This is a genomic window from Marinicauda pacifica (genome assembly GCF_004793635.1).
GTDB classification, from domain to species: Bacteria; Pseudomonadota; Alphaproteobacteria; order Caulobacterales; family Maricaulaceae; genus Marinicauda; species Marinicauda pacifica.
Genome location: NZ_SRXV01000005.1, coordinates 84,259 through 111,085 on the forward strand (window position 1 = coordinate 84,259; position 26,827 = coordinate 111,085).

Annotated in this window: 30 protein-coding genes and 1 pseudogene; 2 read left to right on the forward strand and 29 right to left on the reverse strand. The window is 68.2% G+C overall.

What is annotated here, in order from left to right:
* Positions 1–86: 86 nt before the first annotated feature.
* The 18 genes from E5162_RS14040 to E5162_RS14125 form a co-directional block, all read right to left on the reverse strand.
* A complete protein-coding gene (locus E5162_RS14040; protein ID WP_135945902.1) occupies positions 87–1,295 on the reverse strand; it encodes a bifunctional alpha/beta hydrolase/OsmC family protein in 1,209 nt (402 codons plus the stop codon).
* A 71-nt stretch (positions 1,296–1,366) separates the two neighbouring features.
* The gene (locus E5162_RS14045) at positions 1,367–1,729 is read right to left on the reverse strand and encodes a cytochrome c-type biogenesis protein (RefSeq protein WP_135945903.1); all 363 of its coding nucleotides are present in this window, start codon (positions 1,727–1,729) and stop codon (positions 1,367–1,369) included.
* Positions 1,726–3,687, reverse strand: coding sequence for a heme lyase CcmF/NrfE family subunit (locus E5162_RS14050; RefSeq protein WP_135945904.1), 1,962 nt, complete (start codon positions 3,685–3,687; stop codon positions 1,726–1,728). Before E5162_RS14050 ends, E5162_RS14045 begins: the two co-directional genes overlap by 4 nt.
* Entirely contained in the window at positions 3,684–4,184 is a 501-nt protein-coding gene (gene ccmE / locus E5162_RS14055) for a cytochrome c maturation protein CcmE (RefSeq protein WP_135945905.1), read from the reverse strand. Before ccmE ends, E5162_RS14050 begins: the two co-directional genes overlap by 4 nt.
* Positions 4,184–5,164: a tetratricopeptide repeat protein gene (locus E5162_RS14060; RefSeq protein ID WP_135945906.1), complete on the reverse strand. Its 981-nt coding sequence runs from the start codon at positions 5,162–5,164 to the stop codon at positions 4,184–4,186. The genes ccmE and E5162_RS14060 overlap by 1 nt, the downstream gene beginning before the upstream one ends.
* Entirely contained in the window at positions 5,161–5,817 is a 657-nt protein-coding gene (locus E5162_RS14065; protein ID WP_135945907.1) for a DUF938 domain-containing protein, read from the reverse strand. Before E5162_RS14065 ends, E5162_RS14060 begins: the two co-directional genes overlap by 4 nt.
* A gap of 41 nt (positions 5,818–5,858) precedes the next feature.
* Entirely contained in the window at positions 5,859–7,190 is a 1,332-nt protein-coding gene (locus E5162_RS14070; RefSeq protein WP_158291319.1) for a hypothetical protein, read from the reverse strand.
* Between the two features lie 57 nt (positions 7,191–7,247).
* Positions 7,248–8,666 carry an ATP-binding protein gene (locus tag E5162_RS14075; protein ID WP_233342035.1) on the reverse strand — a complete coding sequence of 473 codons (1,419 nt, stop codon included), beginning with the start codon at positions 8,664–8,666 and terminating at the stop codon, positions 7,248–7,250.
* Positions 8,663–9,352, reverse strand: coding sequence for a response regulator transcription factor (locus E5162_RS14080; protein ID WP_135945909.1), 690 nt, complete (start codon positions 9,350–9,352; stop codon positions 8,663–8,665). The genes E5162_RS14075 and E5162_RS14080 overlap by 4 nt, the downstream gene beginning before the upstream one ends.
* 16 nt (positions 9,353–9,368) lie before the next feature.
* The gene (locus tag E5162_RS14085; protein ID WP_135945910.1) at positions 9,369–9,704 is read right to left on the reverse strand and encodes a PepSY domain-containing protein; all 336 of its coding nucleotides are present in this window, start codon (positions 9,702–9,704) and stop codon (positions 9,369–9,371) included.
* An 88-nt stretch (positions 9,705–9,792) separates the two neighbouring features.
* Complete coding sequence (locus tag E5162_RS14090; RefSeq protein WP_233342034.1) at positions 9,793–10,731, reverse strand: DnaJ C-terminal domain-containing protein; 939 nt, start codon at positions 10,729–10,731, stop codon at positions 9,793–9,795.
* Positions 10,732–10,812: 81 nt separating this feature from the next.
* Complete coding sequence (locus E5162_RS14095; protein WP_135945912.1) at positions 10,813–14,622, reverse strand: baseplate multidomain protein megatron; 3,810 nt, start codon at positions 14,620–14,622, stop codon at positions 10,813–10,815.
* 2 nt (positions 14,623–14,624) lie between these two features.
* Positions 14,625–15,095, reverse strand: coding sequence for an NlpC/P60 family protein (locus E5162_RS14100; protein ID WP_135945941.1), 471 nt, complete (start codon positions 15,093–15,095; stop codon positions 14,625–14,627).
* Between the two features lie 5 nt (positions 15,096–15,100).
* Positions 15,101–15,988, reverse strand: a complete 888-nt coding sequence (locus tag E5162_RS14105; protein WP_158291320.1) for a DUF2163 domain-containing protein — start codon at positions 15,986–15,988, stop codon at positions 15,101–15,103.
* Positions 15,985–16,626: a DUF2460 domain-containing protein gene (locus E5162_RS14110; RefSeq protein WP_135945914.1), complete on the reverse strand. Its 642-nt coding sequence runs from the start codon at positions 16,624–16,626 to the stop codon at positions 15,985–15,987. The genes E5162_RS14105 and E5162_RS14110 overlap by 4 nt, the downstream gene beginning before the upstream one ends.
* Positions 16,623–17,150 carry a phage tail tape measure C-terminal domain-containing protein gene (locus tag E5162_RS14115; protein WP_135945915.1) on the reverse strand — a complete coding sequence of 176 codons (528 nt, stop codon included), beginning with the start codon at positions 17,148–17,150 and terminating at the stop codon, positions 16,623–16,625. Before E5162_RS14115 ends, E5162_RS14110 begins: the two co-directional genes overlap by 4 nt.
* The gene (locus tag E5162_RS14120) at positions 17,140–17,373 is read right to left on the reverse strand and encodes a phage tail assembly chaperone (protein ID WP_135945916.1); all 234 of its coding nucleotides are present in this window, start codon (positions 17,371–17,373) and stop codon (positions 17,140–17,142) included. Before E5162_RS14120 ends, E5162_RS14115 begins: the two co-directional genes overlap by 11 nt.
* Entirely contained in the window at positions 17,370–17,657 is a 288-nt protein-coding gene (locus E5162_RS14125) for a GTA-gp10 family protein (RefSeq protein ID WP_135945917.1), read from the reverse strand. Before E5162_RS14125 ends, E5162_RS14120 begins: the two co-directional genes overlap by 4 nt.
* Before the next feature lie 85 nt (positions 17,658–17,742).
* On the opposite strand from E5162_RS14125, the gene E5162_RS14130 reads away from it, so the two are divergent.
* Positions 17,743–17,940 carry a hypothetical protein gene (locus E5162_RS14130; protein WP_135945918.1) on the forward strand — a complete coding sequence of 66 codons (198 nt, stop codon included), beginning with the start codon at positions 17,743–17,745 and terminating at the stop codon, positions 17,938–17,940.
* 56 nt (positions 17,941–17,996) lie between these two features.
* On the opposite strand, the gene E5162_RS14135 is transcribed toward E5162_RS14130, so the two are convergent.
* The 4 genes from E5162_RS14135 to E5162_RS14150 form a co-directional block, all read right to left on the reverse strand.
* Positions 17,997–18,413, reverse strand: coding sequence for a phage major tail protein, TP901-1 family (locus E5162_RS14135; protein WP_135945919.1), 417 nt, complete (start codon positions 18,411–18,413; stop codon positions 17,997–17,999).
* 87 nt (positions 18,414–18,500) lie between these two features.
* Positions 18,501–19,094: a DUF4760 domain-containing protein gene (locus E5162_RS14140; RefSeq protein WP_135945920.1), complete on the reverse strand. Its 594-nt coding sequence runs from the start codon at positions 19,092–19,094 to the stop codon at positions 18,501–18,503.
* Positions 19,095–19,539: 445 nt separating this feature from the next.
* Entirely contained in the window at positions 19,540–19,950 is a 411-nt protein-coding gene (locus E5162_RS14145; protein ID WP_135945921.1) for a DUF3168 domain-containing protein, read from the reverse strand.
* Complete coding sequence (locus E5162_RS14150; RefSeq protein WP_158291321.1) at positions 19,947–20,543, reverse strand: head-tail connector protein; 597 nt, start codon at positions 20,541–20,543, stop codon at positions 19,947–19,949. The genes E5162_RS14145 and E5162_RS14150 overlap by 4 nt, the downstream gene beginning before the upstream one ends.
* Positions 20,544–20,560: 17 nt before the next feature.
* On the opposite strand from E5162_RS14150, the gene E5162_RS14155 reads away from it, so the two are divergent.
* A complete protein-coding gene (locus E5162_RS14155; protein ID WP_158291322.1) occupies positions 20,561–20,815 on the forward strand; it encodes a hypothetical protein in 255 nt (84 codons plus the stop codon).
* Here the strand turns inward: E5162_RS14155 and E5162_RS14160 are convergent.
* The 7 genes and pseudogenes from E5162_RS14160 to E5162_RS15080 all read right to left on the reverse strand — a co-directional run.
* Complete coding sequence (locus E5162_RS14160) at positions 20,810–22,027, reverse strand: phage major capsid protein (protein WP_135945924.1); 1,218 nt, start codon at positions 22,025–22,027, stop codon at positions 20,810–20,812. The two genes, E5162_RS14155 and E5162_RS14160, sit on opposite strands and share 6 nt — an antisense overlap.
* 35 nt (positions 22,028–22,062) lie before the next feature.
* Positions 22,063–22,533, reverse strand: a complete 471-nt coding sequence (locus tag E5162_RS14165) for an HK97 family phage prohead protease (protein ID WP_135945925.1) — start codon at positions 22,531–22,533, stop codon at positions 22,063–22,065.
* A 47-nt stretch (positions 22,534–22,580) separates the two neighbouring features.
* Positions 22,581–22,835, reverse strand: a complete 255-nt coding sequence (locus E5162_RS14170; RefSeq protein WP_135945926.1) for a hypothetical protein — start codon at positions 22,833–22,835, stop codon at positions 22,581–22,583.
* Positions 22,832–23,977 carry a phage portal protein gene (locus tag E5162_RS14175; protein ID WP_135945927.1) on the reverse strand — a complete coding sequence of 382 codons (1,146 nt, stop codon included), beginning with the start codon at positions 23,975–23,977 and terminating at the stop codon, positions 22,832–22,834. The genes E5162_RS14170 and E5162_RS14175 overlap by 4 nt, the downstream gene beginning before the upstream one ends.
* Positions 23,978–24,503: 526 nt before the next feature.
* Positions 24,504–25,745, reverse strand: coding sequence for a DNA-packaging protein (locus tag E5162_RS14180; RefSeq protein ID WP_135945928.1), 1,242 nt, complete (start codon positions 25,743–25,745; stop codon positions 24,504–24,506).
* Positions 25,699–26,184 (reverse strand): hypothetical protein, encoded by a 486-nt coding sequence (locus tag E5162_RS14185; RefSeq protein WP_135945929.1) that lies wholly within the window; start codon positions 26,182–26,184, stop codon positions 25,699–25,701. The genes E5162_RS14180 and E5162_RS14185 overlap by 47 nt, the downstream gene beginning before the upstream one ends.
* 541 nt (positions 26,185–26,725) lie before the next feature.
* A pseudogene (locus E5162_RS15080) lies at positions 26,726–26,827 on the reverse strand (IS110 family transposase); the annotation flags it as partial.

A 26,827-nucleotide genomic window follows, 5' to 3' on the forward strand; every position in this document is an offset into this window, starting at 1 on the left:
GAGACACCCGGGTACGGCGCCACTCATGAAGCAGCCCGGGTCACGTCTCCATTACCGTAACATTACCAATCATCAATTGGGGGCCATTATTCACCCTTGCAAGTGCGGATCGTGGTTTCGCGCTCCAGTGTCCGGTGCACCGGGCACTTGTTGGCGATTTCCAGAAGCTTGTCCCACTCGGTCTCGTCCAGCGCCTTGTCGGTGCGGATGAGGCGGTCGAACGTGTCGGCGGCCTCGTTCGGCTTGGCGCCCTTTTCGCGCGAGTGGATGACCTGGGTACTGATCAGGCCGACATCCCAGTCCTTGCGGTTGGCATACATGCGCAGCGTGATCGTCGTACACGCGGCCAGCGCGGCAGACAGCAGGTCGTAGGGGTTCGGGCCGCCCTCGTCTCCGCCCATCTCGCGTGGCTCGTCCACGAAGAAATGGTGCGGGCCGGTACTGGCCTGCGCATGATACTTGCCGAGCCCGGTTTCCTTGACCACCGCAGACGCTTTCGAGCGCGGGGCCGCCGCCGGTTCGGGCGGCGGGGGTGTCAGCGCATAGCGTTCCGCCCAGGCGGCAATCACCCGGGCCGCGTGCTCGGCATCGGCCTCGTCGCTCAGCAGGTGATCGGCGCCGTCGAGGCTCAGAAAGCTCTTGGGATGACGGGCGTTGACGAACAGCTTGGTTGCGTTGTCGATGCCCACGATCTCGTCGACCGGCGAGTGCGCGATCAGCAGCGGCGCATCCAGCCCGGCCACAATATCGGTCAGCGTATGGCCCTCGATGTCGTCCAGAAACTGCTTGCGGATGCGGAAGGGGCGTCCCGCCAGATCGACTTCGGCCTCGCCCTCGGTCTCGATGGTTTCGATGTGTTCGGCGAACTGGCTCTTCACATGCTCGGCGTCGCCCGGAGCGCCGATGGTCACGACCGCCTTGGTCTCGGGAATGCTGCCGGCCGCCACCAGCACGGCCGCGCCGCCGAGCGAATGGCCGACCAACAGGGTCGGCGCAACGTATTCCTTGCGCAGGAAGTCGGCGGCCTTGATCAGGTCCTCGACGTTCGAGGAAAAATTGGTATTGGCGAAATCGCCGTCGGACTCTCCGAGCCCGGTGAAGTCGAAGCGCAGCACCGCGATTCCGTCTTCCGCCAGAGCGCGTGAAATGCGCGACGCGGCGAGCGCGTTCTTCGAGCAGGAAAAGCAATGGGCGAAGATCGCATAAGCGCGCGGCGGACCGAGCGGCAGGTCGAGACGCGCGGCCAGCGTCTCACCCAGCGCGCCTTCAAAACTCACCTTTTTCGACACGCTCATGACCTGCGCTCCTGTTGATTGCCACTTGCGAAAGATGGCATCGCGAACCGGAGACGCAAGCCGCGCCTCACCTAGCGCTTCTTCTTGCGCATCGTCGCGGCCAGCAGGCCGCCGCCGAGCAGGAGGAAGGCGACCGGCGCGATCCAGAGCGGTGCCGTCTGGCTGTCCAGGGGCGGCCGCATCAGCACCTGATGGCCGAACCGCTCCACCAGCGCATCGCGAATCTCGCGATCGCTCTGGCCCTGTTCCACGCGTTCGCGCACGAAGCGGCGCATGTCCACGGCCATGCCAGCATCGGAATCGGCAATGGACTGGCCCGCGCACACCATGCAGCGCACTTCGCGCATCAGGTCCTGGGCGCGCGCCTCCTCTTCGGTGCCAAGCTGCGTTGCGGCCTGCAGGCTCAAGAACAGGGCCATCAGAAGCGTTGTCATGAGTTCGCCCCCCGGGCCGCTGTCTCACCCGCTACGCGCCGGCGCTGGACCACGCGGCCCGCCGCGCGGGCATAGAGCGCGCATCCTCCGCCCAGCACGATCATGAAGGCCCCGAGGCCCAGCGCCCAGATCATCGGGTGGAAGGCCAGCCGGATCTCGTAGCCGACGCGCCCGTCGGGCTGCAGGCGCGGTTCGCCGATCGCCGCGTAGAAATCTCCGCTCAGCCGGGTGCGGATGGCGACTTCGCGCGTGTTCTGGTCGGCGGCTGGATAGTAACGGCGTTCCGGCTGCAGGATGCCGCCGCGCTCCAGGCGCAGCGTGGCTCGGTCGGCGAGATAATTCTGTCCGTCCGCGCGGTGCACGTCTTCCAGCGTCACGGTATGGCCGGCATGGGTCAGGCTCTCGCCGGGAACCAGGGCCCGCGTCAGTTCCGGCGGGCGGCTCGCATCGGCGGCAGCGCCCAGCGCGATGAAGCCCACGCCGGCATGGGCGAGCGCCCGGCCGGCCACCGCAAACTTGAGGGCTCGCGTGCGCGCGGCGGGCAATGCGCCGACCGCATCCATCGCCGCTCCGCCCAGCACCCACAGCCCGAGCGCGCCGCCGATCACCGCCAGGACCGGCGCGCCCATCCAGATCAGCACGCCGCCGCCAATCGCGACCGGCAGAAGCAGGAGCGCGGCGCGCATCTGCGCCAGTCCGGCGCGCGCGCCGCCATTGGCCCAGGGCAGGAAGGGGGCCAGCGGCAGGAGCACCAGCGCCGCGATCATCAGCGGTGTCGCGGTGGCGTTGAAATAGGGCGGACCGACCGAGACCGCGGCCCCGCCGCTCATATCCAGGATCAGCGGATAGACCGTGCCGACCAGCACCACGCCGGCGCTGGCCGCCAGTAGCAAATTGTTCGCGCCGATGAAGGCTTCCCGGCTGGTCGGCTCGAAGCCCTCGCCTTCGCCCAGCGATCCGGCCCGCAGGGCAAACAGCGCAAAGCCGCCAACCGCGGCGCTTGCCAGCATGCCGAGAATCCAGACGCCGCGTTCGGGGTCGAGCGCGAAGGCATGAACCGAGGTCAGCACACCGGAGCGCACCAGGAAGGCGCCCAGCGTGGACAGGATGAAGGCCAGCAGCGCCAGGAAGACCGTCCAGCCGGGGAAGGCGCCGCGTTTTTCCGTCGCGATGGCCGAGTGGATCAGCGCCGCGCCCAGCAGCCACGGCATGAAGCTGGCGTTCTCGACCGGGTCCCAGAACCACCAGCCGCCCCAGCCAAGTTCGTAATACGCCCACCAGGCGCCCAGCGCGATGCCGGCTGTCAACGCGGTCCAGGCCGCGAGCGCGAAGGGCCGCAGCGCTGCGCCCAGCGCGCGCCCGGGCGTCTTCTCGATCAGCCCTGCCGCCGCAATCGCGAAGGCCGAGGACAATCCTACATAGCCGACATAAAGCAGCGGCGGATGCACCGCGAGCGCGGGATCCTGAAGGATCGGATTGAGGTCGGCGCCCTGCACCGGCGCGGGCAGCAGCCGGTCGAACGGGTTGGAGGCGAACGCCAGGAAGCTGAAAAAGAGAAGCTGGAGGATGGCCTGCACACTGACCGCACGCAGGCGCAGCGCCGGATCGGCCGGACCCACGCGCGAGATCGCCAGGCCGAACAGGCCCAGCATCAGGCACCAGAGCAGCATCGAGCCTTCATGCCCGCCCCAGGCGGCCGCGACCTTGTACAGCAGTGGCTTGTCGATATGGGAATGGCCCGCCACGTAGGCGATCGAGAAATCGGACTGCAAAAAGGCGACGATCAACAGCGCAAAGGCGGTACCGGCAGACACGACCACCGCAACGACCGCAAGGCGTCCGGCTTCGGCAAAGCCCCCGCTCCCGCCCCGGGACGCGCCCTTCCAGGCAAAGACGAGCTGGGCGAAAGAGGCCGCCAGCGCCAGCGCGATCAGGAAGCGGCCAAGTTCAGCAATCATGATCCCTCACCGCTCGTTTCAGGCTGGGGCGGGCGGTATTCATAGCCGCTGGAGCGCGCCGCGCCGGGCTCTTCCCACATCCCGTTTTCCCTCAGCGCATCGGCGACCTCGGGCGGCATGTAGGTCTCGTCGTGCTTGGCCAGCACGGTAGAGGCGTGAAACACACCCTCCCCGTCAAAGCTGCCCTCGGCGACAATGCCCTGCCCCTCGCGGAACAGGTCGGGCAGCGAGCCGCGATAGATCACGCGCAGATCTGCCCCGCCATCGGTCACCGAAAAATTCGCGCCGCCTTCCGCCGGGCGGTCGACCGACCCTTCCACCACCAGGCCACCCACACGGATATGCTGGCCGGGCGCCGGCGGGCTCTCCGCGATGTCGCTGGGCGCATAGAAGAAGACCATCGTGTCGCGCAGGGCCAGGCTGGCCAGCCCGGCCGCTCCGGCCAGCACCACGGCGGCCGCGCCGATAATCCAGAGGCGGCGTTTCGATTTGCGCATCAGCGCGTCTCCTCGTCTTGCTGCGCGCCGGACACCGGCACCAGGCCCAGCGCACGCGCGAGCGCGGACAGCATGACCCGGCGCGGCTCGCTGTCGAAGTTTGACTGGGCTTGCGCCAGGCTCGCCAGGGCCGCCTCGCGCTGACCGGACGTGGCGCGGGCGCGGACCAGAGTCATCCAGCCGGAAAAATCGTCGGGATTTTCGTCCAGCCGGGCCTGGAGACGATCCACCATGGCCGCGACCATCGCCTCCGCCTCGCCGGGGTCCAGGTCGGCAAACGGAGCCTCGCCCGCGGCTTCGCCCCCAGCGCCGAGCGCCGGGCCGGCGCTGGGACGCGACAGAAGGTCCGCCGCACGCGCGGCGATTGCGCCGCGGAAGGGGTCGCCGGGTTCAAGCTGGGCGATGATCGCGCCCCAATAGCGCGCCGCCGCCTCGCGGTCACCATCCTGATAGGCTCGCAGGCCAAGGAAGAAGGCCGGCTCGGGCAATGCCGGATCGAGTTCGTACGCGCGCTCGAACGCGCGCGATGCCGCAGGCGTGACCTCGCCTTCGTTCAGCGTGACCAGCGTTTGGCCCAGATCGGACAGGGTGCGCGCGCTTTCCTCGATACGCAGGGCGCGCTCCAGCACCGAGACCGCTTCCAGCTCGCGTTCGGTGGCGGCCAGCAGACGGCCGAGCATGGCCAGCGCCTGTGTATTGTCCGGCTCTCGCCGAACCAGCGCGCGCAGGCGCTCTTCCTGTTCTTCCAGGGTAAGGGTCGACGGATCGGCCTCGATCAGCCGGGCGACCGTCGCGCTGTGCGGCTGTCCGGGCTCGCCCGGCTCGGCGCCGGGGAAGTAGATCATGAAGGCGGCAAGCGCGATCGCGCCCGTGGTCACGAGGGCAATCGGGGCACCGTGCTTTTCGCGCGCCAGCGGGCGGGCGATGAACAGGCCGGCGATCACGGCGATCAGCGCGGCAAGACTGGCAAAAACGATCATTGCCCGGCCCTGCGTTCAAAGCTGAGGAGCAGGTTGTTGGCCGGCATTTGCACGCGTTCGGTCCGGTCGAAGCCGGACCGGGCGGCCAGCGCGTCCACGGCATCGATCGCGCGCACGCCCCAGGCGGGGTCGCGCCCTCTCAGGCTCTGGTCGAACTCGATATTGGACGGCGCGCTGCGTGCGCCCTCCAGGAACGGGCCGTAGAGATGCAGCCGCTGGCCAGCGTCGAGCAGGCGCGCCGCGCCGGAAAACAATCCCTCCGCCGCCGGCCAGGGCGCGATATGGATCATGTTGGCGCAGAACACCGCATCGACGGGTCCGACAGGCTCGATCCAGTCCGCAGTGCTCACATCCAGCGCCAGAGCCGGATTCATCCGGCCGCCGGCCTCGCGCGCCCAGTCGTCGGTGCTTGCCCGCGAGACGGCATCGGGATCGCTTGGGATCCAGCTCAGGTCAGGGCGCCGCGACACGCAGGCCAGCGCGTGCTCACCCGTTCCGCTGGCGATTTCCAGAACGCGCGCACCGTGCGGCAGGCGCTCGGCCAGACATTCGGCGATCGCTTCGCGGTTGCGGGCCGCGCTGGGCGAGGACAGACGCGCCCCGGCGACGTCGCGATCTTCCAGAGCAATCGGTTTGGCAGGCTGATCGGTCATGGCGCGATAGATAGTCGCCAAAGCGCCCGGTTTGAAGGAAATTACGCGGCTTTGGCTGCGGCACCGCGGCGCAGGAGGACAGCCGCCGCCTTGCCCTCGCCCAGAGAGGTCATCAGCAAGGCCACCGCCTCAAGACGCGTCTGCGCCTTGTCTTGCAGGTCTTGGTCCTTGACGCGCAGCTGGTTGAGCAGGTGACCGCCCAGCTCTTCGAGGCGTCCCTGCAGCCCCGTGAGCAATTGCTGGTGCGCGCCGCCGGCCGCCGCCCGGGCCGCATCATCCTTCGTCGCCAGAAGGAAGCGGGCCAGCGACTGTGCCTCGGTAAACGCCTCGCTGCCCGGCTGCGGCACCTGCGTCATCCGCGCCGCGCGTTCCGACTTGGGTGCGGCGATCAGCGGTTCGAACGCCTTGCGCGTGCGCTCGTGATGGCGCTCCATCTGGCTGGACGCGCGATTGCGCAACTCAACCAGCTTCTGGCCCCAGGGGCCATCCTTGCGGATCCCGATCTCGCGGGTCATCCCCACCGTGATGGCGGCGAAATTGCTCAGCGCCTGCGTGGCCGCATCCGCCTCTGCTTCCGTTTTCGGACTTTGCGCGAACCCGGCCAGGAAGTGCCCGGCATCCAGCAGCAGCGCCTCGCCAATCCCGCTCATGTCGGTACGCGACAACAGGAAGTCGTCGCCGCGCTTGCCGATGCGTTCGAAGGCGCGAAGTATCCGCCAGGGCCGCGTCAGGCGCGCCATCACGAAGTAGAGAAACCAGGCGCCGGCATCGGGATCGGCTTCCGCTGCCGTTTCGTAGCGGTCGCGCAGATCGGCCGACAGCGTGTCGGAGATTTCCCCGATCTGTTCGGGCAGGCCCTCCAGCGCCGTACGCAAGGCCGGGGCCGCGCGCAGGATGACCGCAATATCGCGAACGGAGTCAAAATCGCGCACGCCGAGCCGGGCCTTCAGCCGCTTGGCCTCGCGCGGCTCGTCCTTCACCGCCGCGACCGCATCCAGGATGCGTCCCGCAACCCGCACGCGGGCCTCGTCCAGCCGTCCGGCTTCATCCTTGAAGACGTCGGCGGCCACAGCCCGCGACTGTTCAGCCGCCTCGGGATCGAGCGTTTCGTCGATCCAGTGCCAGAGCGCCTCGAGAATGGCCGGAGGCGCATAGGCGAGCGAGGGCCGCGTGGTTTCCGGATCGTGGCTCAAAGGGGCAAGCGGCGCAAAAAAGCGTTTGCGCGCGGAGACTTCCGGGTCGGTCGAGCAATACTCGATCAGCCGGGCAAGTGCCGGGTCGGCATGACGTGCCGTCTCCGCCAACCGGTTCGAGGCATCGCCTGGAAAGGCGGCCAGCATGGCCCGGAGCTTTTCAAGTTTCGCTGGCGTCACAGCGCAGGTCGCCTCACCAACATTGCAAAGAACCCTATAAGTATCGCCTGATTAGCGTTAACGCGGCGTTTCCCGTATCTGGCGCGCCTGCGGCAGGATCAGCCGCGCGCACAGTCCGCCCAGCGTGCCGGTCTCCAGCACCAGCGTGCCGCCATAGGCCTTGGCCAGGTCGGTCACGATCGCCAGCCCCAGCCCGGTCCCCGGCGCCTGTTCATCGAGGCGCACCCCGCGGCCCAGCACGGCCTGACGCTCGGCCTCGGACAGTCCGGGCCCGTCATCCTCGATGCGGATTTCGATCTGGCCGGCTTCACCTTGTCCGGCGCGGATGCGTACGCGCCGCTCGGCCCATTTGCACGCGTTTTCCAGAAGATTGCCCACCAGTTCCTCGAGGTCCTGGCGCTCGCCCCGGAACAGCAGAGTCTCGGTCAGTTCCACCTCGATCTCGACGCCCTTGCGCCGATGAATCTTTTCCAGCGTCCGGCTCAGATCCTCGACGACCGGCGTCACCGGCGTGCGTGCGCCGATGGCCCGGGCATTCGCCGCAGCGCGGGCACGGCGCAGATGGTGTTCGACCTGGGCGGCCATGGCATCGGACTGGCGCCGGACGAGCTCGGCAAGCGGCCCATCCGCGTTCCGGGCCTCGTTGGACAGGACCGTGATCGGGGTCTTGAGCGCATGGGCCAGATTGCCGACGTGGGTCCGGGCGCGCTCGACCACTTCGCGCGAATGATCCACCAGCGCGTTCAGCTCTCCGGCCAGCGGCATCAGCTCGGCCGGGTAAGCGCCGGTGATCCGCTCGCTCTGCCCGTCGCGCACTGCCCCGACGGCCCGGCCCATCCGGAAAACCGGCGCCAGGCTGACGCGGACCTGGATCAGGATGCCCGCCACGAGCGCCAGGGCGAACGCAGTAAACAGGCCGAGTGACAGAAGTGCGAACTCGAAGACCCGGCGGTCCGCGGCCCGCCTGTCCTCGCCGACGGCGACCAGAATGGGCTGGTCCAGCCCGCTGATCTCGATGGCCCGCAGGAACAGGCGCAAGGGCTCCTCATTGGGACCCTTGGCCGACCCGGTTATGCCCTGCCCGCGGCGCGCCAGGGCCCGGTCCCGCAGCGAATCCGGGATGGCCAGGCTCTCGTCCCAGAGCGAGCGCGAGCGCAGCGTCCGCTCAGGATCCGCTGCCTCTGCGGGGGCAATCTGCCAGTAGCGGCCGGAGAATATCTGCCCGTAGCGGGTGTCGGCGGGCGGACGCACGAGCCCCAGCGAGCCGTCGGTTTCCACCTCGGCGGAGACGACCAGGAACTCGCCGACATCTGACAGGCGGTTATCCAGATCGCTCAGGATGGTCTGGCGAAACAGCAAGGTGAGCGCGAGCGCGCCGACCAGCAGCAGGGCCGCAGACCAGCTGATCGCGGTCAGCGTGACCCGCCGGACCAGAGACCCTTTTCGGGTCAGGGTTTCGCTTGGCTGTTCGTTCACCCGGCTTGCGCGCTCGCCCGGCCCGCTTCTGGATCGACCAGACGGTAGCCCAGCCCACGAACCGTTTCGATGCGGTTCGATCCGATTTTCTTGCGAAGGCGGCCGATGAACACCTCGATCGTGTTGGAATCGCGGTCAAAGTCCTGGTCGTAGATGTGCTCGACCAGCTCGGTGCGCGACAGCACGCGGTCGCGATGATGCATCATGTAGCTCAGAAGCCGGAATTCGTGGCTGGTCAGCTTGACCAGACGCTCGGCGATGAACACCCGCGCCCCGCGCGTATCGATCGCCAGATCGCCCAGCTCCAGCATGGACGAGGCGTGACCGGCCGCGCGCCGCGTCAGCGCGCGCAGGCGGGCCAGCAGCTCTTCCGGGTGAAAGGGCTTGGTCAGGTAATCGTCGGCGCCGGCGTCGAAGCCGGCGACCTTTTCGCTCCAGCGGTCGCGCGCGGTCAGGATCAGCACGGGAAAATCGCGACCCGCCTCGCGCCAGCGTTCCAGCACCGAAACGCCGTCCAGCGTCGGCAGGCCCAGATCGAGCACGACGGCGTCATAGGGCTCTGTATCGCCCAGGAACCAGCCATCCTCGCCGTCCCCGGACTGATCGACGGCATAGCCGGCATGATCGAGAATCTCGGTCAGTTGCCGGTTCAGGTCCTTGTCGTCTTCCACGATCAAAACACGCATGAGTTTTCAGCCTTTTTCAGTAGCGGTTCGGCGAGCCGTGAACCTGGCTTTGCGGGACCGGTGCGCCTGTGCGCGCATCGACATAGACGTCTTCGCGCCGGTCGGGCGTGGGAAACACGCGCACCACATAGACCGGGCGCTGCCCGCCGATGAGATCGGCAATCTCGATCGAGTAGGCCGACGGGTAGCGGCGCTGCATCAACCGGTAGATCTCGGTGCCCGACATGATCTCGCCGGCCTGGCGCGCATCGCGGGCCTGGTCCGCCGAGAAGGACGATTGCTGGGCCAGCGCCGGGGCGCAAACCCCGCCGGAGGCCAGAAGCAGTATCGATATGACAAGCGATCGGATCATGACTGACCTTATGGCCGGAGCCGGCTGAACCCCTCGTGAACATGTGTTCAGGCTAGCGTTCACCGGATATCGGAGCCGATCCGGGCCGCTAGCGTCTGAAACGCGCCCTCGGATCGTAACCTGTCGGCGGCGTCCATCCTTCTATAAATCTTTCAAGCTCGGGATCGTTCATGGGAATGTCGATCATCAGGCGGATGATCTGGTCGCCGCGCGTGCCGTCGCTCTTGGGCGCACCCTTGCCGCGAAGCCGCAGCAGCGCGCCCGACGTCGTGCCCTCGGGCACGCGCACCTCGACGAGGCCTTCCACCGTCGGCGCGCGCACCTTGCCGCCTTCAAGCGCTTCCTTCAGGGAGATCGGCAGGTCGACGCGGATGTCGTCGCCCTCGCGGCGGAAGAAGGGGTGGGCGCGTACATTCACTTCCACCAGGCCCGCCCCGGCCGGACCTCCGGCCTGTCCGGGATGGCCGAGCCCTTTCAGGCGCAGCACCTGTCCGTCCTCGACGCCGGGCGGGATCGTCACCTCGACCGGCTTGCCAGACGCGAAGGCGAGGCGCTTGCGCGTCCCGGTCATGGCTTCCTCGAAGGTCACGTCGACCGGGCGCCGCACATCCTCGCCGCGGCTGGCTTGGGGGCGGCGCGCCCGCGTCCGGCCCTGACTGCCCATATCGGTGAACAGTTCGGAGAAGATATCGCCAATGTCCTCGAACTGACCGCGCGGCCCGCGCTGGCTCGCCCCCGCGCCGGGACGCGAGCGGAAGTGGTAGGCGGCGGACTCCCGTCCATCCGCATCGATCTCGCCGCGGTCGAACTGGGCGCGCTTTTCAGGATCGGACAACAGCTTGAAAGCCTGCGTGACCTGCTTGAACCGTTCCTCCGACGCCTTGTCGTCAGGACGCGCATCGGGGTGAAGCTCTTTGGCCAGCTTGCGGTACGCACGCCGGATTTCATCGGCGGAGGCGGTCCGGGGCACTCCAAGAATCGCGTAAGGGTCTTGCATGTCGATCTGATAGCATCTGCCTGCGCGCATGGCGATTTCTCGCGATGCGCTGGTAAATTCGGGTCTGCTGTTCAGATGGCGCGTAAAGCCACGCCCTGCAAGCGCGCAGGATTAAAGAGCGATCCGCGCCGGGCGCCCCGGACCGTACACGTCCGAAACCTGCGCGACTTCCAGAACGCACCCCGTAATGCCGCCCGGCAGCACTCCGGCAAGCTGCGTCGGCCCGATCGTCAGCCGCGCCTCGTCCACCTCCTGGCTCCAGACGGTCTGCGCAGCCGGATCGAGCAGGCGCACACGATAACGCTCGAACGCCTCGCCCAGCGGCGTCTCGCCCGCGCCCCAGTCCTCGCCGCCGGTCCGGCTCCGCCGGATCCAGCTGGCAGACAGGGCGCCCGCCTTGATCGACGCGCGCAGGTGGACCGGGTTCAGCGGTCTCAACTCGACCTGTGTGTAACGCACGCTTCGATCCGCGCGGGCCGGATCGTCCAGCCCGCCTCCGGCCGGCACGGCACGCACCAGCAGGTCGGCGCCCGCCTCGTGGGCATGGACCGGCACCACCGCGCTTGCCCCGTCCAGCACCACGATTCGCGCGCCCGCCGCTGCACCGTCAGTCGCGCTTCCGCCAAGACCGCGCAGCAGGGTCGTCAGCGTCCAGCTGCCATCCTCCTCCAGGCGGGCGTGCTGGAACTGGACGATCTCCCATCCCGCCGGGCCCTCTATCGCCAGCCGGTTTGCACCGCCCAGCACCGACAGCCGGTCGCCGCTCGAAACCTGTCCGCGATAGAGCCGCAGCGAAAGCGTGCTGGCCCGGTCCCAGCGCCCTTCCGGCCCGCCCACCAGCGGGCTCAGCAACTCGCCCATCACCGCGCGCCGGGACAGACGGGTCCGCTCGGTCAGGCTGGCCGCATCGGCCCCGGCAAACAGCACCAGCTCGCCCGCCCAGGGCTCGCCATGGGCGGCCGCCACAAACCCGCCGCGCCCCGTCTCCCGGCCCGGTTCGGCGGGCAGGTCCATCAGCGTCAGGATGGGCTGCGCGGGCGGCATGACCGGATCGCCCGCCCCCTGCGGGCTCGACCCGGCAGGCAGGACATTCGCCGTCGTGGCCGGTTGCAGCACCGCATCGCGCTGCGCCAGACCGTCCACGCTCGCCACACGCCACACCCCCGCCGCAGCTGCGTCTTCATCGGTCAGCCTCACCACATCGCCCGCCTCCAGGCGCGCCTGCGAGGGCGGCAGGGTCAGACGCAGGCTCGCGCCGGTCTCCTGCAGGCGGGACAATGATTGCGCCGCGAGCCCGGCTGCCAGCGTGTCGTCGGCCAGCAGGCGGGCCGACAGGTCGACCGCGCCCTCCACCAGGTCGAGGCCCAGCGCACTCACGCTGGCCGGGCGGTACTCGCCATCGTCGCGAATATACCCGAGGCGCAGCGCGCGCACCGACCCGGCGTCCGGATCGCGCACCCGGGTCACCGGCCCCTCGCCGGGCCGATCGGCACATTGGCCGGCGTCCAGCGCGCTACTGCGGCTCTGCGCCGCGAATGCCGCCGGCCCGTCCGCCCGGTCGGCCAGATCGAAGCCATAGATGGCCCCCAGCCGGGCCAGCACATCGCGTCCGCGTTCCGGCCGGTCGATCGCGAAGCCTGCGACGAGGCCGTCAATCGCCGACACGTCCAGCGCCTCCAGCCCGCAGCGGCGCGCAATATCGGCCGCGATGGCGGCAAGCGAGGACTGCCCGGCCCTGCCGGTCAGCCAGTGGCCGAGACGCCAATTCTCCGCATCGCGCCAGACCGTCTCCAGCACCGGAAATTCGGGAAAGGGCCGCGCATCCCAGGTCCAGACCTGAGACTGCGACAGATCGATCATCGGTCCGCCATACACCGCCGAAACCGGATTGTGATCGCGCCAGTATCCGAGCAGCGCCTGCAGGAAGCGGCGCTGGATCAGGTCGTCGCGCGTACCGCGCGAATGATAGGGCGCGACACTCTCCGAACTCTTGGGATCGATGAAGACATTGGGCTGGTTCGCGCCCTTGTCGACGGCCGGGCATCCAAGCTCGATCAGGCGGATCGGCTTGCCCTGCGGCACCCAGCCGGTAGGCGAGGCCTGGCGCACGCCGCCGGGCCGGTCATGGTGCGCGTTCACCCACCAGCCGCGCAAATCCTTGTAGCGGAACACCCAGTCCTCGCCATGCGCGCCATCTTCGATGGGGGTACGCAGCTGCGCCTCGCGGTCGGCCGCGCTGGCGTAATACCAGTCATAGCCCTCCCCGCCCTCCACCTGCGCACGCAGATAGTCGAGGTCATGGATGCTGCCCGCACGCGCCGCGTCGGCATGGGCCTCGCCCTCGCGCCAGTCGGCCAGCGGCGCATACCAGTCGATCCCGACGAAATCGATCTCCCCGTCGCTCCATAGCGGGTCGAGATGGAAGATTACATCGTTCGATCCGTCCTGGGGCTGGTGGCCGAAATACTCCGACCAGTCGGCCGCATAGCTGAGCGCCGTGTCCGCTCCCGTGATCTTGCGGGCCTCGCCGGCCAGCGCCCTTAATCGCTCCACCGCCGGATAGACGCCCGCCCCGGCGCGCAGTGTCGTCAGGGCGCGCATTTCCGATCCGATCAGCATCGTGTCGACACCGCCCGCGGCCTTCGCCAGTGCGCAATGATGCAGGATGAAGCGGGCAAAGCCCCACTCGGCCGGTCCGGCATAGATGACGCGCTCGCCGTCAATCGTGAAATGATCGGCCTGCGCGGCGCCAAAGAAAGCCTCAACCTGGGCCGTCACGCCCGGCGTATTCTCCGGGCTGCCCGCCACGCCCGGCGCGGGATCGCAGGTGATCCGCCCGCGCCAGGGATAGGCCGGCTGGCCGGTTCCGCTTCCAGAAGGATCTTCCAGCGCGTTTCCGGCCGGAATGTCCATCAGGATGAAGGGGTAGAGCGTCACCGAAAATCCGCGCGCCTTGAGCGCCCGGATCGCCGCCACCACGGTCTCGTCCGACGGCGTGCCGCCATAGGCGGGTCCGTCCTCGCTCTCGCTGACCAGCCAGGCCGCCGCCCGGTCCTCGCCCGCGGCCCGCCAGACCAGCGGACGCGTATCCTTCAGCACGCGCTCCACGCCGGGCCGGATATCGCACTGACCGCACCGCAGATCGGTCCCGAACCAGGAGGTGACCAGCGCCACGGATCCCACACCCGGCAGTGCCGCCTCCAGATCGTCGAGCGCCGCCTCGATATCGCTGTGCGCCCGGTTCGTGTGCCGGTTCTCGCTCGCCTCGCGTCCCTCGCCGGTTTTGCGCATGACCGGCTCGGTCGCATAGGCAAACTCGCCCGATCCGGGGATGAGGCAGACACCCTCGACCAGGTCCAGCCCGCCGTCGGTCTCCGCGCGAATGACTTCGAACGCCAGGTTGGGGATGAAATTGCCGAACTTCTCCAGTGCCAGGTCTTCCAGCACGACATAGGCCAGCCCGCGATAGGCCGGGGCCTGGCCCGCGCCTTCAATGGCCTCGATCAGGCCGTCGGGCTGCTGGTCCTCGCTGCCGGCATGCACGCGCAGGGTCAGCCCAGCCCGGTCGAGCTCCGCGCCATTGGCCCAGATCCGGCCGATCTGCGCGATCGGGCCCTCGCACAGGCCCACGGCCAGGCTCACCGAATAGCGGTATTGCGTCACGCTTGGGCCTGACTTGCCGCCGCCTTGCGTCTCCTCGTGCTCGGTGAAGCGCGACGCCCAGATGACCTGGCCGGCCACGCGCATCCGCCCGTACACGATGGGAATGAAGGCCCCCTCGGTCGAGGTCTGCAGCTCCAGCCCGTCGAGCCGGGCGCCTGTCACGTTCTCGGCAAACAGGCCGGAGATCAGGCCGCGCACCCCGCTCTGAACCGCGCCTTGAAGCAGGGCCGCTCCGGTCGACAGCGCCAGCATCGCCATAACTAATACTCCGCAGGTGAAGGAGAGGGGAAACCGAACCGCGCCACCGCCCGGCGCCGCCAACCGGCGCTCAGCGCGGTCTCGCAGACACCGCGGCGCTGCCAGGCATGAAGCATCGCGCCGGGTCCGCTGACGATCGCGCAATGGCTGGCCGGGCCATATATTCGCATACGAAATACTAGCACGTCGCCGGCTTGCGCTCCGCCCGCCGGCAAGGTGTCCAGATGGCGGGACAGTCCCGTCAGAAGCCGCTCTTCAGCGCCGCGCTGCGCCCAGTCTTGCCGATAGTCGTATCTATGACCGGGTCGATAGTCGGCAGGATCGTCCGGCAACACCGCCTCCTTCCCGGAGACATCGCGATAGACGCCGCGGATCAGGCCCAGACAGTCGCAGCCCCGACCGCGCGCACTCGCCTGATGGCAGAAGGGTGTACCGATCCAGAGCCGGGCCGCCTCCACGACACGCCCGGACATCGCGCTCACCCGCGCCGTCCGCCGTCGCGGTCGGCTTCACGTGCCGGGTGGCGTTGCAGAACATCATTGCCGGGCATGTGCGGATGACCGCGGAAATTGGCGAAATTTTCGAACCGCGCCCGGCAGGTCTCTGCCTGCTTGTCGCACCCGGCCCGGACCGTGAATCCATCGCCCGGCTGGACCGGCGCGGCCGCGCTCGACGCCAGAATCAGGATCGCCTTGCCGTCTTCCAGCCGGTGCTCGCGCACCCTTGCCCGGCCGGGTCTGTTCTCTCCGCTTGTCCAGCTCAGCACCCCGCCGGTAAACAGGCCCGTCGCAAACGCGTCCAGGCCCGAAACCTCGACCCGCCCGTTGGCATCGAGGAAAACCACCTCGCCCGTCCCCGTCCAGCGCGGGTCGGACAGATCGGCCCGGCATCGCGCATCGCCCAGCTCCGCGTCGCAGGCTCTGGAAAAGACGCGCCCGATGCGCCGGTTCAGCCGCGCGCTCAGACCGGCCAGCTCCGCCTCGAACCCGTTTCGCGTGCGAACGATCTCGCCCAGCTCACCGGTTGCGACCCGCCAGAACAGGTCCGGCTCGCGCCAGTCTGCGCGGAAAATCTCCACCCTCGCCCCGTCCCAAACCCCGTTATCGAGGTCTGCGGCGCGAATACGCTGCGAGCTCAGCGCGCCGAACACGGCGCTACGCGCTGCATTCATCCCCGTCTCGCTGCGCATCGCGCCGGGCGACACGCCCGCCGCCGCCTCGAACACCTCGCCGCCAAGGGTCAGCGCCTCGTCATGCTCGGTGAAGGCGAAGACCGCGCCGTCGCGCCTGGTCATCCGCCAGCACCAGGCCAGCGTCGTCGTGCCGGCGTCCAGTCGGGCCTGCAATGCGTCAGGAATGACAATCATGGCGCCGCGCTCCCCGGGCTCAGCCATACTTCGGCGAGCGGAATTTGCGGCACCAGCCCGGCCTCGAACGCCTCCATGGACGCATCGATCCGGTCGGTATCGAAACGGACCGGCACGTCGAAAACGAAGCCGGCCGTGATCTGGCCACCCGGCTCCGGCGCGCTTGAAAATTCGATCCGCCCCAGCTCGTCCAGCGTGACGGGCCGGATCTCGCCCTCGACCGCTGCCAGCACGCTCTCCGCCCGGGGCAGGCGGATCGGGCGGCGATAGGCATCCGGCCCGGTGCCGTAGAGCTTGGTGAGCGCAAAGACGCGCATCTCGCCGTCTCCGGCTGCGATCAGCTGATCGCCCGGCCCCGGCTCATGCGAGGGCAGGCAGGATTTGTGATCGGCCGGGTCCCGGAAGCGGAAGGCGTGAAGCTGGCCCCGGCGTTCCTCGAAGAAGGCGATCAGACCGGCCAGATCGTCCAGTGACTTCACGCCCGGCCCGGCATCGTAGCGGCGTTTCGAATGGGCATGAGGCGTGTTGCGCTCTTCATAGCCGGAGGCCAGCGCCACGATCTCGGTCGTGAGCACCGGCCCGCCGCTCGCGCCGAGACCCACCGGAAACGGAAACAGGACATCGTGAAAGACGCTCACAGGCTGGCACTCCCCGCTCTGACCGCGCGCGCCAGCGCGGCGCTGATCTGGCGTTCGGAGCGGCGCACCGCATCGGCCTCTCGCCCCGGCGCCGCCAGGATGGTGACGTTGACCGTCGGGCCCGCCGCCATCGGCGCAATCGCCCCGGCGCCGTTCGGCACGAAGACTTCCGGTCCGCGCTCGCCGACCAGATAGGGCGAGCCGGCCATGACCGGTCCGCCCTCGGCGCGTGCGCCGATCACTGTCCGCGACAGGCCCGCCACCAGCCGGTCGACCGGCGCGAACACGAACTCGTCCAGCGCCAGGCGCGCCAGCGACTGGGCGATACTCTCCACCATCGCGTCGATCTCCAGCCGGCCGCTGCGCGCCGCGCGCTCCAGCGAAGCCGTGATGCGGTCGGCCGTCGTCTCGAAGGCGTCCGACAGGATGCCTGCCGCGCGTTCGCCCTCGCGCGCCGCCTCCTGCAGGGCCTGCGCCTGCTCGCGCGCACGTTCGGCGCCGGGACGCTTTTCCTCATCGGCCATCGCTCGTCTCCTTGATTGTGCCAGGGCATGTGCCGGGACATGTGTCTGGAAATTCGGCGCGCAGCCGGTCGAGCTCAGCGCGCGCCGGCGGTCGCGCGCCCGGCGGGTCCAGCTGACTGAGCAGCGCCTGCCATTCTGACAGCGACAGCGCCCAGAAATCGCGCGGCCTCAACCCGAACCGCACCACGCCGATGAAGAACCAGGCCTGCCAGTGCGCGCTCATCGCGCACTCGCCTCGAACGCGTCCGCGATCAGGCGCGCCGTCTCGCCGGGATCGAGCGTCATCGCTGCCGGATCCGGCTCGCTCGCCCCGCCCGCGCGCATCAGCGCCGTCAGGATCACGATCAGGTCGCCGGCGCCCGGCTCGGTCAGGCGGGCCGGCAGTGCCTTCAAACCGTCCAGTGCGAGCGCCGTCTCGATCTCGGCCAGCGCCCCCAGCGTCAGGCGCAACGGGTAGCGCTCGCCGTCCGCCAGCAGGACCGGCGCCGCGCGTTTCGAACCTGTCATGGGGATCTCGTTCTTTCGTGTTTGTCATTTGGCCGCCGCGGCGGGCCGCGATACCGTGCGCGACGTCAGACCCATGGGAGGTGTCATGTTGCGCGTATTGCTGGCCGCTTTCGGCCTCGTTCTTCTCTCGGGATGCCACGGCATCGTTCAGGACGCCTATGACGAGCGCGCCGAGGACGAGTGCGAGGAGTTGCGCAATATCGAGGAGCAGCGCGCCTGCCTGAACGCGATCGAGGACCGCGAACGCGACCGCCGCCAACGCGAGCTCGCTCCGCGGTCCTGAAGCATTTTCAGCGAAAGTGGGTACCGGTTTCGCGGTTCGAAAATGCGAAGAAAAAGTCAGTTCGCTGCGAAGCCGATCTCTCCGGCAGACGCCAGCGAGAGGGAATAGGCCGCCTCCCCGTCATGGCGCCCGGAATATTCCAGCGCCGTCACCAGGAAATCGCCGGTCAGCGCGCCGAAATCCGGTATCACCAGCTGCCAGCGGCGTTTCGCCTGGGTAAAAAACACGGCGCGCACCGTCTCGTCCGCCGCGCTGTCCACGAAGATCCCTGCCCCCGACACGCTGGCCGAGCGCACGCCCGCCCCGCCAAGCAGCTCGCGCCATCGGCCCGGACTGTCGGCATGGGTCGTCTCCACGCTGCGCGCATTGAGCGAGATCGTCCTGGCCCGCAGGCCCGCGACACTGGTAAAACTCTCCGGATCGGCCCCGTCGCCGATCTTCAGCAAGATATCCTTGCCCGCTTGTGCGGCCATGATCTTTGTCTCCAGAAAAGGATGAGGAACAGGCAATAAAAAAGCCGCCCTTGGGGGGCGGCTATGGATTGAAGAGAGCGCACAGGCTCAGATGAGCGGCCGCTCGGCCTCGGTGGCCCAATGACGGACCTGGTTTTCGTATTTTACATAGAGCGCCGGTGTGCCTCTGGCCTCGCGCTTCTCGTGGACATACAGGCGAAAATCGGTCCAGTCCTGAACATCGCTGCCCCGCCACCATTCCCTGATGATGCTCTCATTGAGCGCGCCGAGTTCGATGCCGATCGCCGTCGCCTCGTAATAGTTGAACAGGCGGATCAGGATTTCGGAGCCGTAGACCGCCTGGCCGCGGAAATTCACGAACGTGTTCTCCACTTCCTCGTAGCCGTAGGGGCCGGAGTGCTTCTCCTTCAGCGCCTCGATCAGCGCCTTGAATTGTTCATTGGCAAGCAGCAGGTCGCGGTCCTTGGTCTGCTCGACGATATGATCGAACGAACGCGCAATCTGGACGCGCTCCTTGGCGTGCTTGTTGTTGAGCCGGCCCTGATGCTGGTTCTGGCGATAAATCCCGAAGGCAATGATGGCCGAAATCGCCAGTATGATGGGTGCCAGATTCGGCAGGGCCTGCCAGACGCCGAGCAATAGCTCGCATTCGGAACGCGCTGCCTGGCAAGCCGTGTTCATATTTCCCCCTCCCGTTGTGCAAATCTATCCATTCCAGCGAGGAGCGGGCAACAAAAAACCCGGCCATTGGCCGGGCTTTTTGTCTCTAGGTCGTCATGGTGAAAGACTACCGATTGGTGCCCTCGGCATGGATCGATAACGCGAGGTCGCGCGGCAGGGAACGGTTCGTCCCTTCGCGCATACGTTTGGTCTCAACAGAGTGTGTCATTTGCCCTCTCACCGCCTTGCGGCGTTATCGCCCGTTCTTCGAAACGACGCGTCGCGAGTCGTTCCCAACATAGCGATCAATGCGTAAACGCGTGCCTAACGCGTTGGTATCCTCACAAAACTGCACCGGAAACACGGCGAAACCATGCCGTCTCTTTGCCGTTCGTGAGGCCTGAATTTAGGAGAGTCGGGCCCGGTATTCAACTGACTTGTCGCGCCATGCGCCAAACGCCCCCACTCACCCCGCCTCGATCAGCGCGCGCACACGCACCAGCGCGTGCAGAAGGCGGCTGTCGCTGGCGCTGAACACGTCGGCATAGACGACGTGGCAGGTTACGCAGCGCCACGCCCCGTCCAGCTCCGGCACTCCGGCGCGCAGCGCCTTGCGCAAGGCGCCGATGCCCGTCTTCACGCTGTCCGCGTCATCGCGCCGGCCCCAGACGTGAAGCGTGAGGCGATGCTCGATCAGGTCCACACCGTCCCCGTCGGCGCTTTCGCTCTCGCCCCGGCCCAGCGAGACAAACGGATAGGCGATCCCGCCCGGCGCACGGTCGAACAGGCGCGCGGGATGGCCGAATACGCCCTGCACGGATGGGCTCGCGGACAGATGGCCGAGCAGCCCGGCCTGGAAGGCAAGTTCCGCGCTCATAGCCGGGCCGCCCGATAGGGTTTCAACAGCGCGTAGATGGCGGCGGCGGCAGGCGTCGGCCCGCGCCCCGGCTCGATCGGCGCGCCGGGCTCGGCATAGGCCAGCGCGGCCAGGCGCAGGATCGCCTCCTTGAGCGCGGCCGGCACCGCCTCGGGCGGGCCGTATCCGGCGGTGAATTCGATCTCGATCCCGCCGGCGCGCCGGCCCGGCCGCGGAAAGCCGAAGGGCGCACGCGCGATCAACCGTCCCGGATCGGCGGCGGTATCGGCCCGCCATTCGGCCGCGTCCCAGATCTCGGCCGTGCCGTCCCGTGCGAAAATCTCGACCTGCTCGACCGAAAGGAGGGGCGGCGCGCGCAGCGCGAAAGCCGTACCGCATGCGGAAAGGCGCGACGGTGCCCAGCTATCGAGCGTCTCGCGGTAGCCCCGCGTGACAAGGCTCCGGCCAATCTTGATCTCGACAGTTTCGCGTGCCGCGTGTATGAGATTCCCGATAAGCGCGTCCTCACTGTCGTGAGAGAGGCGCAACCAGGTCTTGGCTTCGGACAGGCTGACCGGCTCTGCGCCGGGCGGCGTCAGGATCTGCAAGGACATGAAGGGGGGGCCTTTTAATGTTTGCATCGATGGCGCGCCGCAGCGTGCGCGCGAGCCGCACCGCGGCACTCATTCTTGCCGGCATTCTGCTGGCCATGCTCGTCGTGCTGGCCGAGCCGGTACGGGCGGGGCTTCTGGTCTTGCTGGAACCGGCCGTCTTCTGGATCGCGGCCGGGCTTGTCGTCCTCACATCGACACTGGGGATCGGCGCCCTGGTCCGCGTCCGCGAAGGGGGAGGCTTGCGCGAACGCGAACCGGGCGACCGGCTATGAGGCGGCGAATTTCAGCAGCTTGATCGCGTTGAAATCGCTCACCCCGCCGCCGACGCGCTTGGTCGTGTAGAACAGCACGTAGGGCTTGGCCGAATAGGGATCGCGCAGCACCTGCACGCCCTGCCGGTCGACAATCGTGTAGCCGCGCTCGAAATCGCCGAACGCGATGGCAAAGCTGCCTGCGCCGATATCGGGCATGTCTTCCGCTTCGGTGACGGGATAGCCCATCAGCGTCGCGCTCTGCCCGGCCGCGCCGGCCGGCTGCCACACATAATTGCCGTCGGCATCCTTGAACTTGCGCACCCGGGACACGGTCTGGCGATTCATCACGAAGCGGCCATTGGCCCGGTAGCCCGATTTCGGCGCATAGATGAGATCGATCAGGACATCGCCCGGATCGCTCACTGGAAAATCGCCGGCCGCCCCGGTCGCCACGTATCCGAGCTCGCCCCAGGCTTCCGTCCCGTCCAGCTTGTTCGTGTACGAAAGAAACCCTTTCGGCTTGTTCGTGCCATTGCCGCTGACGAAGGCCTGGCCCTCCTGTTCGGCGAAGACATCGCGTACCTCTTCGGCCAACCACTGGTCGATATCGACCAGCGCATCGTCGAGCAGCGAGGCGGTCGCGGCCGGCATGGCGTAAAGCTCGCCAGTGGGAAACTCTAAAAGGTCCAGCGTCGCGGTATCGGTCTCGGCCCGCGCGCCGGTTTCCGCCGCCCAGCCCGCGCTGGTTCCACCGAGACTCACCGGCTTGCGCCAGGTATGGCTGGTCGTCTGCTTCACGCTGGCGATCGCGCGCATCGGCGAGGCCTCGCCCAGCAGCCGGTCGATCAGCGCCTCGGTCTCCGGCGGCGCGACATAGCCGCCCTCGCCCGGCGTGCCGGAGGAAAGGGACTTGGCCTCCACCAGCGCCGAGGCATCGCCGCGCGCCAGGTATCGTGCAAAGGCCGACTTGCCCTCGCGCCCCGGCGAGAGTGACAGGGCCGGCCGGCCCGCCTCCACCGACAGCCGGTCGAGCGCCGTCTGCTGGCGCGTCAGCGCCGCGTCGATGCGCGCAATCCTGTCATCGAGCAGCGGATCGGCCGCCGACTTCGCCTCGATCTCCTCCAGGCGCCGGTCATTGGCGTCCTTGAAGCTCTCGAACGCGCACAGAAGCTCGTGCATCGCCGCACGCGCCTCGCCGGAGGGCGGCGCCATCTTGGTTTCCCGCGTCATGGGGAGTCCTTTCTTCGTGTGTGAACTGATAGGGTCTAGGCAGCGTGCGCGGCCTGCGCTCCGGGCTGCCTCGCCGGGGCGTGGACGGTCAGGCGCGCCGTGCCCAGCATGGGAAAGGTCACGATGGACACCTCCCACAGATCGAGCTCGGTCAGCACGCGTCCCCCGCCCGGCCTCGGCCGGGAGCGCACCGTGCGAAACCCGATGGACAACCCGTCCACCGCGCCTTGCGCGACAAGGCTCCGGGCCGCCCGGCTGCGCGGCCCGGCGCTGAGGATGCGTCCGCGCACGAACAGGCCGCGCGCATCCTCGAACATCTCGTCCCACACGCCGACCGGCTCGCCGGCCTCATGCTGGAACAGCATCCGGATACGCCCGGCCCCGCCCGCCGCCAGGCTGCGCGCGAACGCGCCCGCCACGACGATGTCGCCGGAGTGATCGGTCACGCCGAACACGCTGGCATAGCCCGACAGCGCCAGTGCGCCCGGGTCCGACGGCTCGTTCATGCCGCCTCCTTTCGTTTGTGAAGTACAAAGGCGGGCGCAGGCCGTGTTCAGCCTTCGCCCTCGGCCAGGCGCTGTTCGATCCGCTCCAGCGAGGCACGCGCATAGCGCGCCTGCTCTTCCAGCCGCGCCAGGCGCTCATAGACCGGCCCGGTATTCTCCACGCCGCTTTCCAGATGGCGGATGCGTTCGCCGGTTGCCCCGGCCCAGATCAGCGCCGCCGCGGTCTGCAGGGCGATGGCGACCACCACGCCCAGCGTGATCTGGCGCTCGAAGCGCCAGGCGCTCTCTTCGTCACGGCTCATCGCGCGATCTCCTCCAGGCCCAGCAGGGCGCGTTTCTCGGCATCGGTCAGGAAGCCGGCCTCGCCCACGCGTTGCCATCGCGCAGCGCGCTCGTCAGACAGGGCCGGCAGGGCCTCCTCGTCGGTCTCCAGTCCCAGCCCCTCGCCCAGCCAGGGCTCCAGCCAGCGCTGCATCGCTCCGGCGGTCTTGCGCGCCAGCGGCAGCACGGTCTGGCGGTAGAAGGCGAGATTGGCCTCGCGATAGTTCGAATAGGTATTGTCGCCGGGCAGGCCGAGCAGCATGGGCGGCACCCCGAAAGCCAGCGCGATCTCGCGCGCGGCCTCGCGGCGCGCCTCGATGAAGTCCATCTCCTGCGGGCTGTGGCCCATGGGCTTCCAGTCCAGCCCGCCTTCCAGCAGAAGCGGACGTCCCGCATTGCCCGGCCCGGCATGCAGCGTTTCCAGCTCGCCTTTCAGGCGCTCATACTGGCTCTCGGTCAGGCGCGCCTCGCCCCCGTCCCGGCTGGTCACGACCAGCGCGCCGGAGGGCCGCGCTGCATTGTCCAGCAGCGCCTTGGCCCACGCCCCGCCGGCATTGTGCACATCGACCGCACGCGCCGCAGCTTCCAGCGGCGGCTGGCCGTAATGATCGTCGGTAGGGTGGAATAGCCGCATGTGAAGGATCGCGCTGCGCCCGCTCGCCCGGTCGCGGCTGAACACCCGGCGCTCATGCCCGGCGCGGTATTCCCACCCGTCCGCCCAGCCCTTCGGGCTGGGCAGGACACGCATCCGGTCCGGGCGCAGCGCGAACAGGCCATGCGTGCCGCCCGCCTCTCCCGTCAGCTCCAGATAGCCATTGCCGGCAACCTGGAGATGACCGTGAAACCCCTCCATCAGCTCGTGCCCGGCCTCGTCCGGGTTGGGCCGGGCGAGCAGCGCGCGCGCCGCGTCCGCCCCTCCCCCCTCGCCGCGCACCGCGAACGGGATCGAGGCCGCGGCTTCCGCGATCAGGCGCACGCAGCGATAGGCGACCGCATTGCGCCCGTACCCCTCGCGCGCCAGGCCGGCATAGTCGCGCGCGCTCCAGCGCGCATGCGGCATCGTATCGAGCGCCACAAGACGGCCCGCCGCCTTGCGCTCGATGCGCAGCAGTTTTCTGAGCATGACGCTCTCCTGAGTTGAAATGAGGCCAACGCCCCGCCTGCGTCCGATGCTTCGAGGCTCGCTGCGCTCGCACCTCGGCATGAGGAAAGCGGGATGGCTTTAAGGCTTTGATATATCAATGATTTGCGTCACTCGATGTCACCCATCCCCCTCACCCTGAGGTGCCCGGCAAAGCCGGGCCTCGAAGGGTCGAATGACGGCCCCGCCCGCCGGTACCCTGTCCTCTCTGGTTTCCGGGTCTCGCTACGCTCGCCCGGAATGACGAATGTTCGAGATATTTCAAATAGCTCCAGACTTCGTCATCCCGGACTTGATCCGGGACCCAGAGATCGTGGAGCGGTGTCATCGGATGACACATCCCCGTCCTTCCCTGGGTCCTGACTTTCGTCAGGAAAGAGAAAGGCAATCCTGTCTGCCCCGAGCCCCCGGATCGCCTCCGGCCGTCCGGGGTTTCAGTCCATCGCACACTCTGAAAATCCCGGGCGGAGCGAACACCTGAGGACCTCAGAGCACAGACCCCCGCCCCTCACACCACCCGCACGCGCGGATCGCGGCCCGGACCGGCGAGCGCGCTGACCGCCCAGACCAGCGCATCCACTCGGTCGGGGCTGACGCTCAGGGCCGCGCTGCCAAAGCTGCACATCTGGTCTTCCAGCCTTTCCATCCGCGTCTCGTGGCGCACCCGGCCCGCGGCATAGAGGGCGGCGACCGGTTCGGCGCGCGCCCGCTTGCCGCGGCTCGCATGGACCAGGCGCACCGGCAGGCCGGGATGCTCGGCCTGCAGCACGGCGCGCACCATGTCCCCGCCCTGGTTGGCCTCGGCGATCACCTGGTCGGCATCGTAAATCTCGAAACTCTCCGCCACCGCCCGGGCCCAGGCTTCCGGGCGGCCGGGCCCGGAGCGGTCGCGCAGGATGACGATGTGCGCCTCGCGCCCGGTGCCGCTGGCGCCCGCCACGATGATTCCGCATTCCGCGCTCGCCGGGCCTGCACCGGCGGGCGGATCGACGGCGACCACGATGCGGTCCGGCTCCACGGCCGGGCGGTTCAGCGCCGCGTCGATCATGGCGCGCGTCCACAGCGCGTCCTCGGGATCCTCGATCAGCTCGCCGTCCAGCTCCTGGCGCGCGATATGGCTGGCGCCGTATTCATACGTCACCGCCTCGACAAAGCCGGGCGCGAGATTGTCCTTGTTGTCCTTCGTCGCCGCGCGCGTCAGCACCACGCCCGGCGCATCGACCAGGGCTTTCAGCGCCGGGATGGGCCGCGGCGTGGTGGTAATCATCAGGCGCGGCGCCTCGCCCAGGCGCAGGCCCAGCTTCAGGATGTCCAGCGTCGCGCGGGCATGGCGCCAGGCGGCAAATTCATCGGCCCACGCCAGATCGAATTGCGGTCCGCGCAGCCCGTCCGGATCCTCGCCGGAGAAACAGTATCCGATCGCCCCGCCCGGCCAGACCAGCCGCCGGCGCGACGCCTCGAAGCGCGGGCGCCGGGTCAACGGCCCGAGCGAGAGCAGGCCGGACGGCCCCTCGATCATCACCTCGCGCACCGCCTGCTGGTCGGGACCGACCAGCGCGACGCGCCGCGCCCCCGCCTCGATGGCGGCGCGCACCCATTCGGCCCCGGCGCGCGTCTTGCCCGCGCCGCGTCCGCCCAGGAACAGCCAGATGCGCCAGTTCCCGGCCGGGGCCAGCTGATGCTCGGCTGCCCATATATGCCAGTCATTCAGCAGCGCCGCTGTTTGAGCCGGACTCATCTGACGAAGCATCAGCTCCCTCGCCTCGGGACGCAGCAATGCGATTGAGGTGACGTTCCACCACGGCGCGGTAGTCTTCTTCGTCATCCGGGCCTGCCTCCACTGTCGCGCTCGCGGCGGAGAAGTCCGCCACGGCCCGGGCCGCTTTCGTCATGGCGAGAATGGCTTTGGCGGTGCGTTCCGCGCCCGCCGGATCGGCCATCAGCCGGGCTTCCGCCTGCCCCATGAAATGGACCAGCTTCAGCGCCAGGCGCCGTGCGGGATCGGCCGGCAGGCTGTCCGCCTCCCGCCGCAGGCGCTGGACGACCCAGCGTTCGCTCAGCCCCAGGCGCACGGCGATCTCGCCGGGCGCGATACCCGATTGCATCTCGTAGAGAAGCGGCCGCCAGTCACGCGAGTGATCCGGCCGGGCCCGCGGCTTCAGCTCCGCGTCATTCAGTTTTTCGACCATGCCCGAACTATAGCCCGGCCCCGCCCCGGCCGGATTGATCGGCCGGAAAAAGCACGAAGTCTTTGTATGTGTGTGGGGTTCTGTGCCCGGCGCCGGGGATTGGACGTGACCCTGTCCCCGCTTCTTCGGCAAACGCTCTCTTTTCTGACGAAAGTCAGGACCCAGGGAGGACGGGGCGCCGTCATCGGATGACAGCGCTCCACGCTGAAAACCCAAAGACTGTCATCCCGGGCGAGTGAAACGAGACCCGGGACCTCGTGAGGGGTGCAGGCTCGCGCCCGTCACGCGCACGAGGCCCCGGATCGGCCTTCGTCCGTCCGGGGTGACACGCGTCGGCTTCTTCCCTGTCGGTCCAACGTCCACGCCTCTTTCCCAGCGAAGGCTGGGACCCAGGAGAGGACAGGGCGGCGTCATCGGGTGACAGCGTTCCACGCTCTCTGGATCCCGGATCAAGTCCGGGATGACGAAGTTGGTTGGAGACTATCGGGAACCCAAAACTCTCGTCATTCCGGGCGAGTGAAACGAGACCCGGCAACTGTGTTTACGGGTGGTAGGGTTTTTGATCTCGAACGATGGCGTTGAGGGTTATGAGCAGCTTTCTGGCGACGGCGATGAAGGCGAGCTTGGCCGGTTTTCCAGCTGC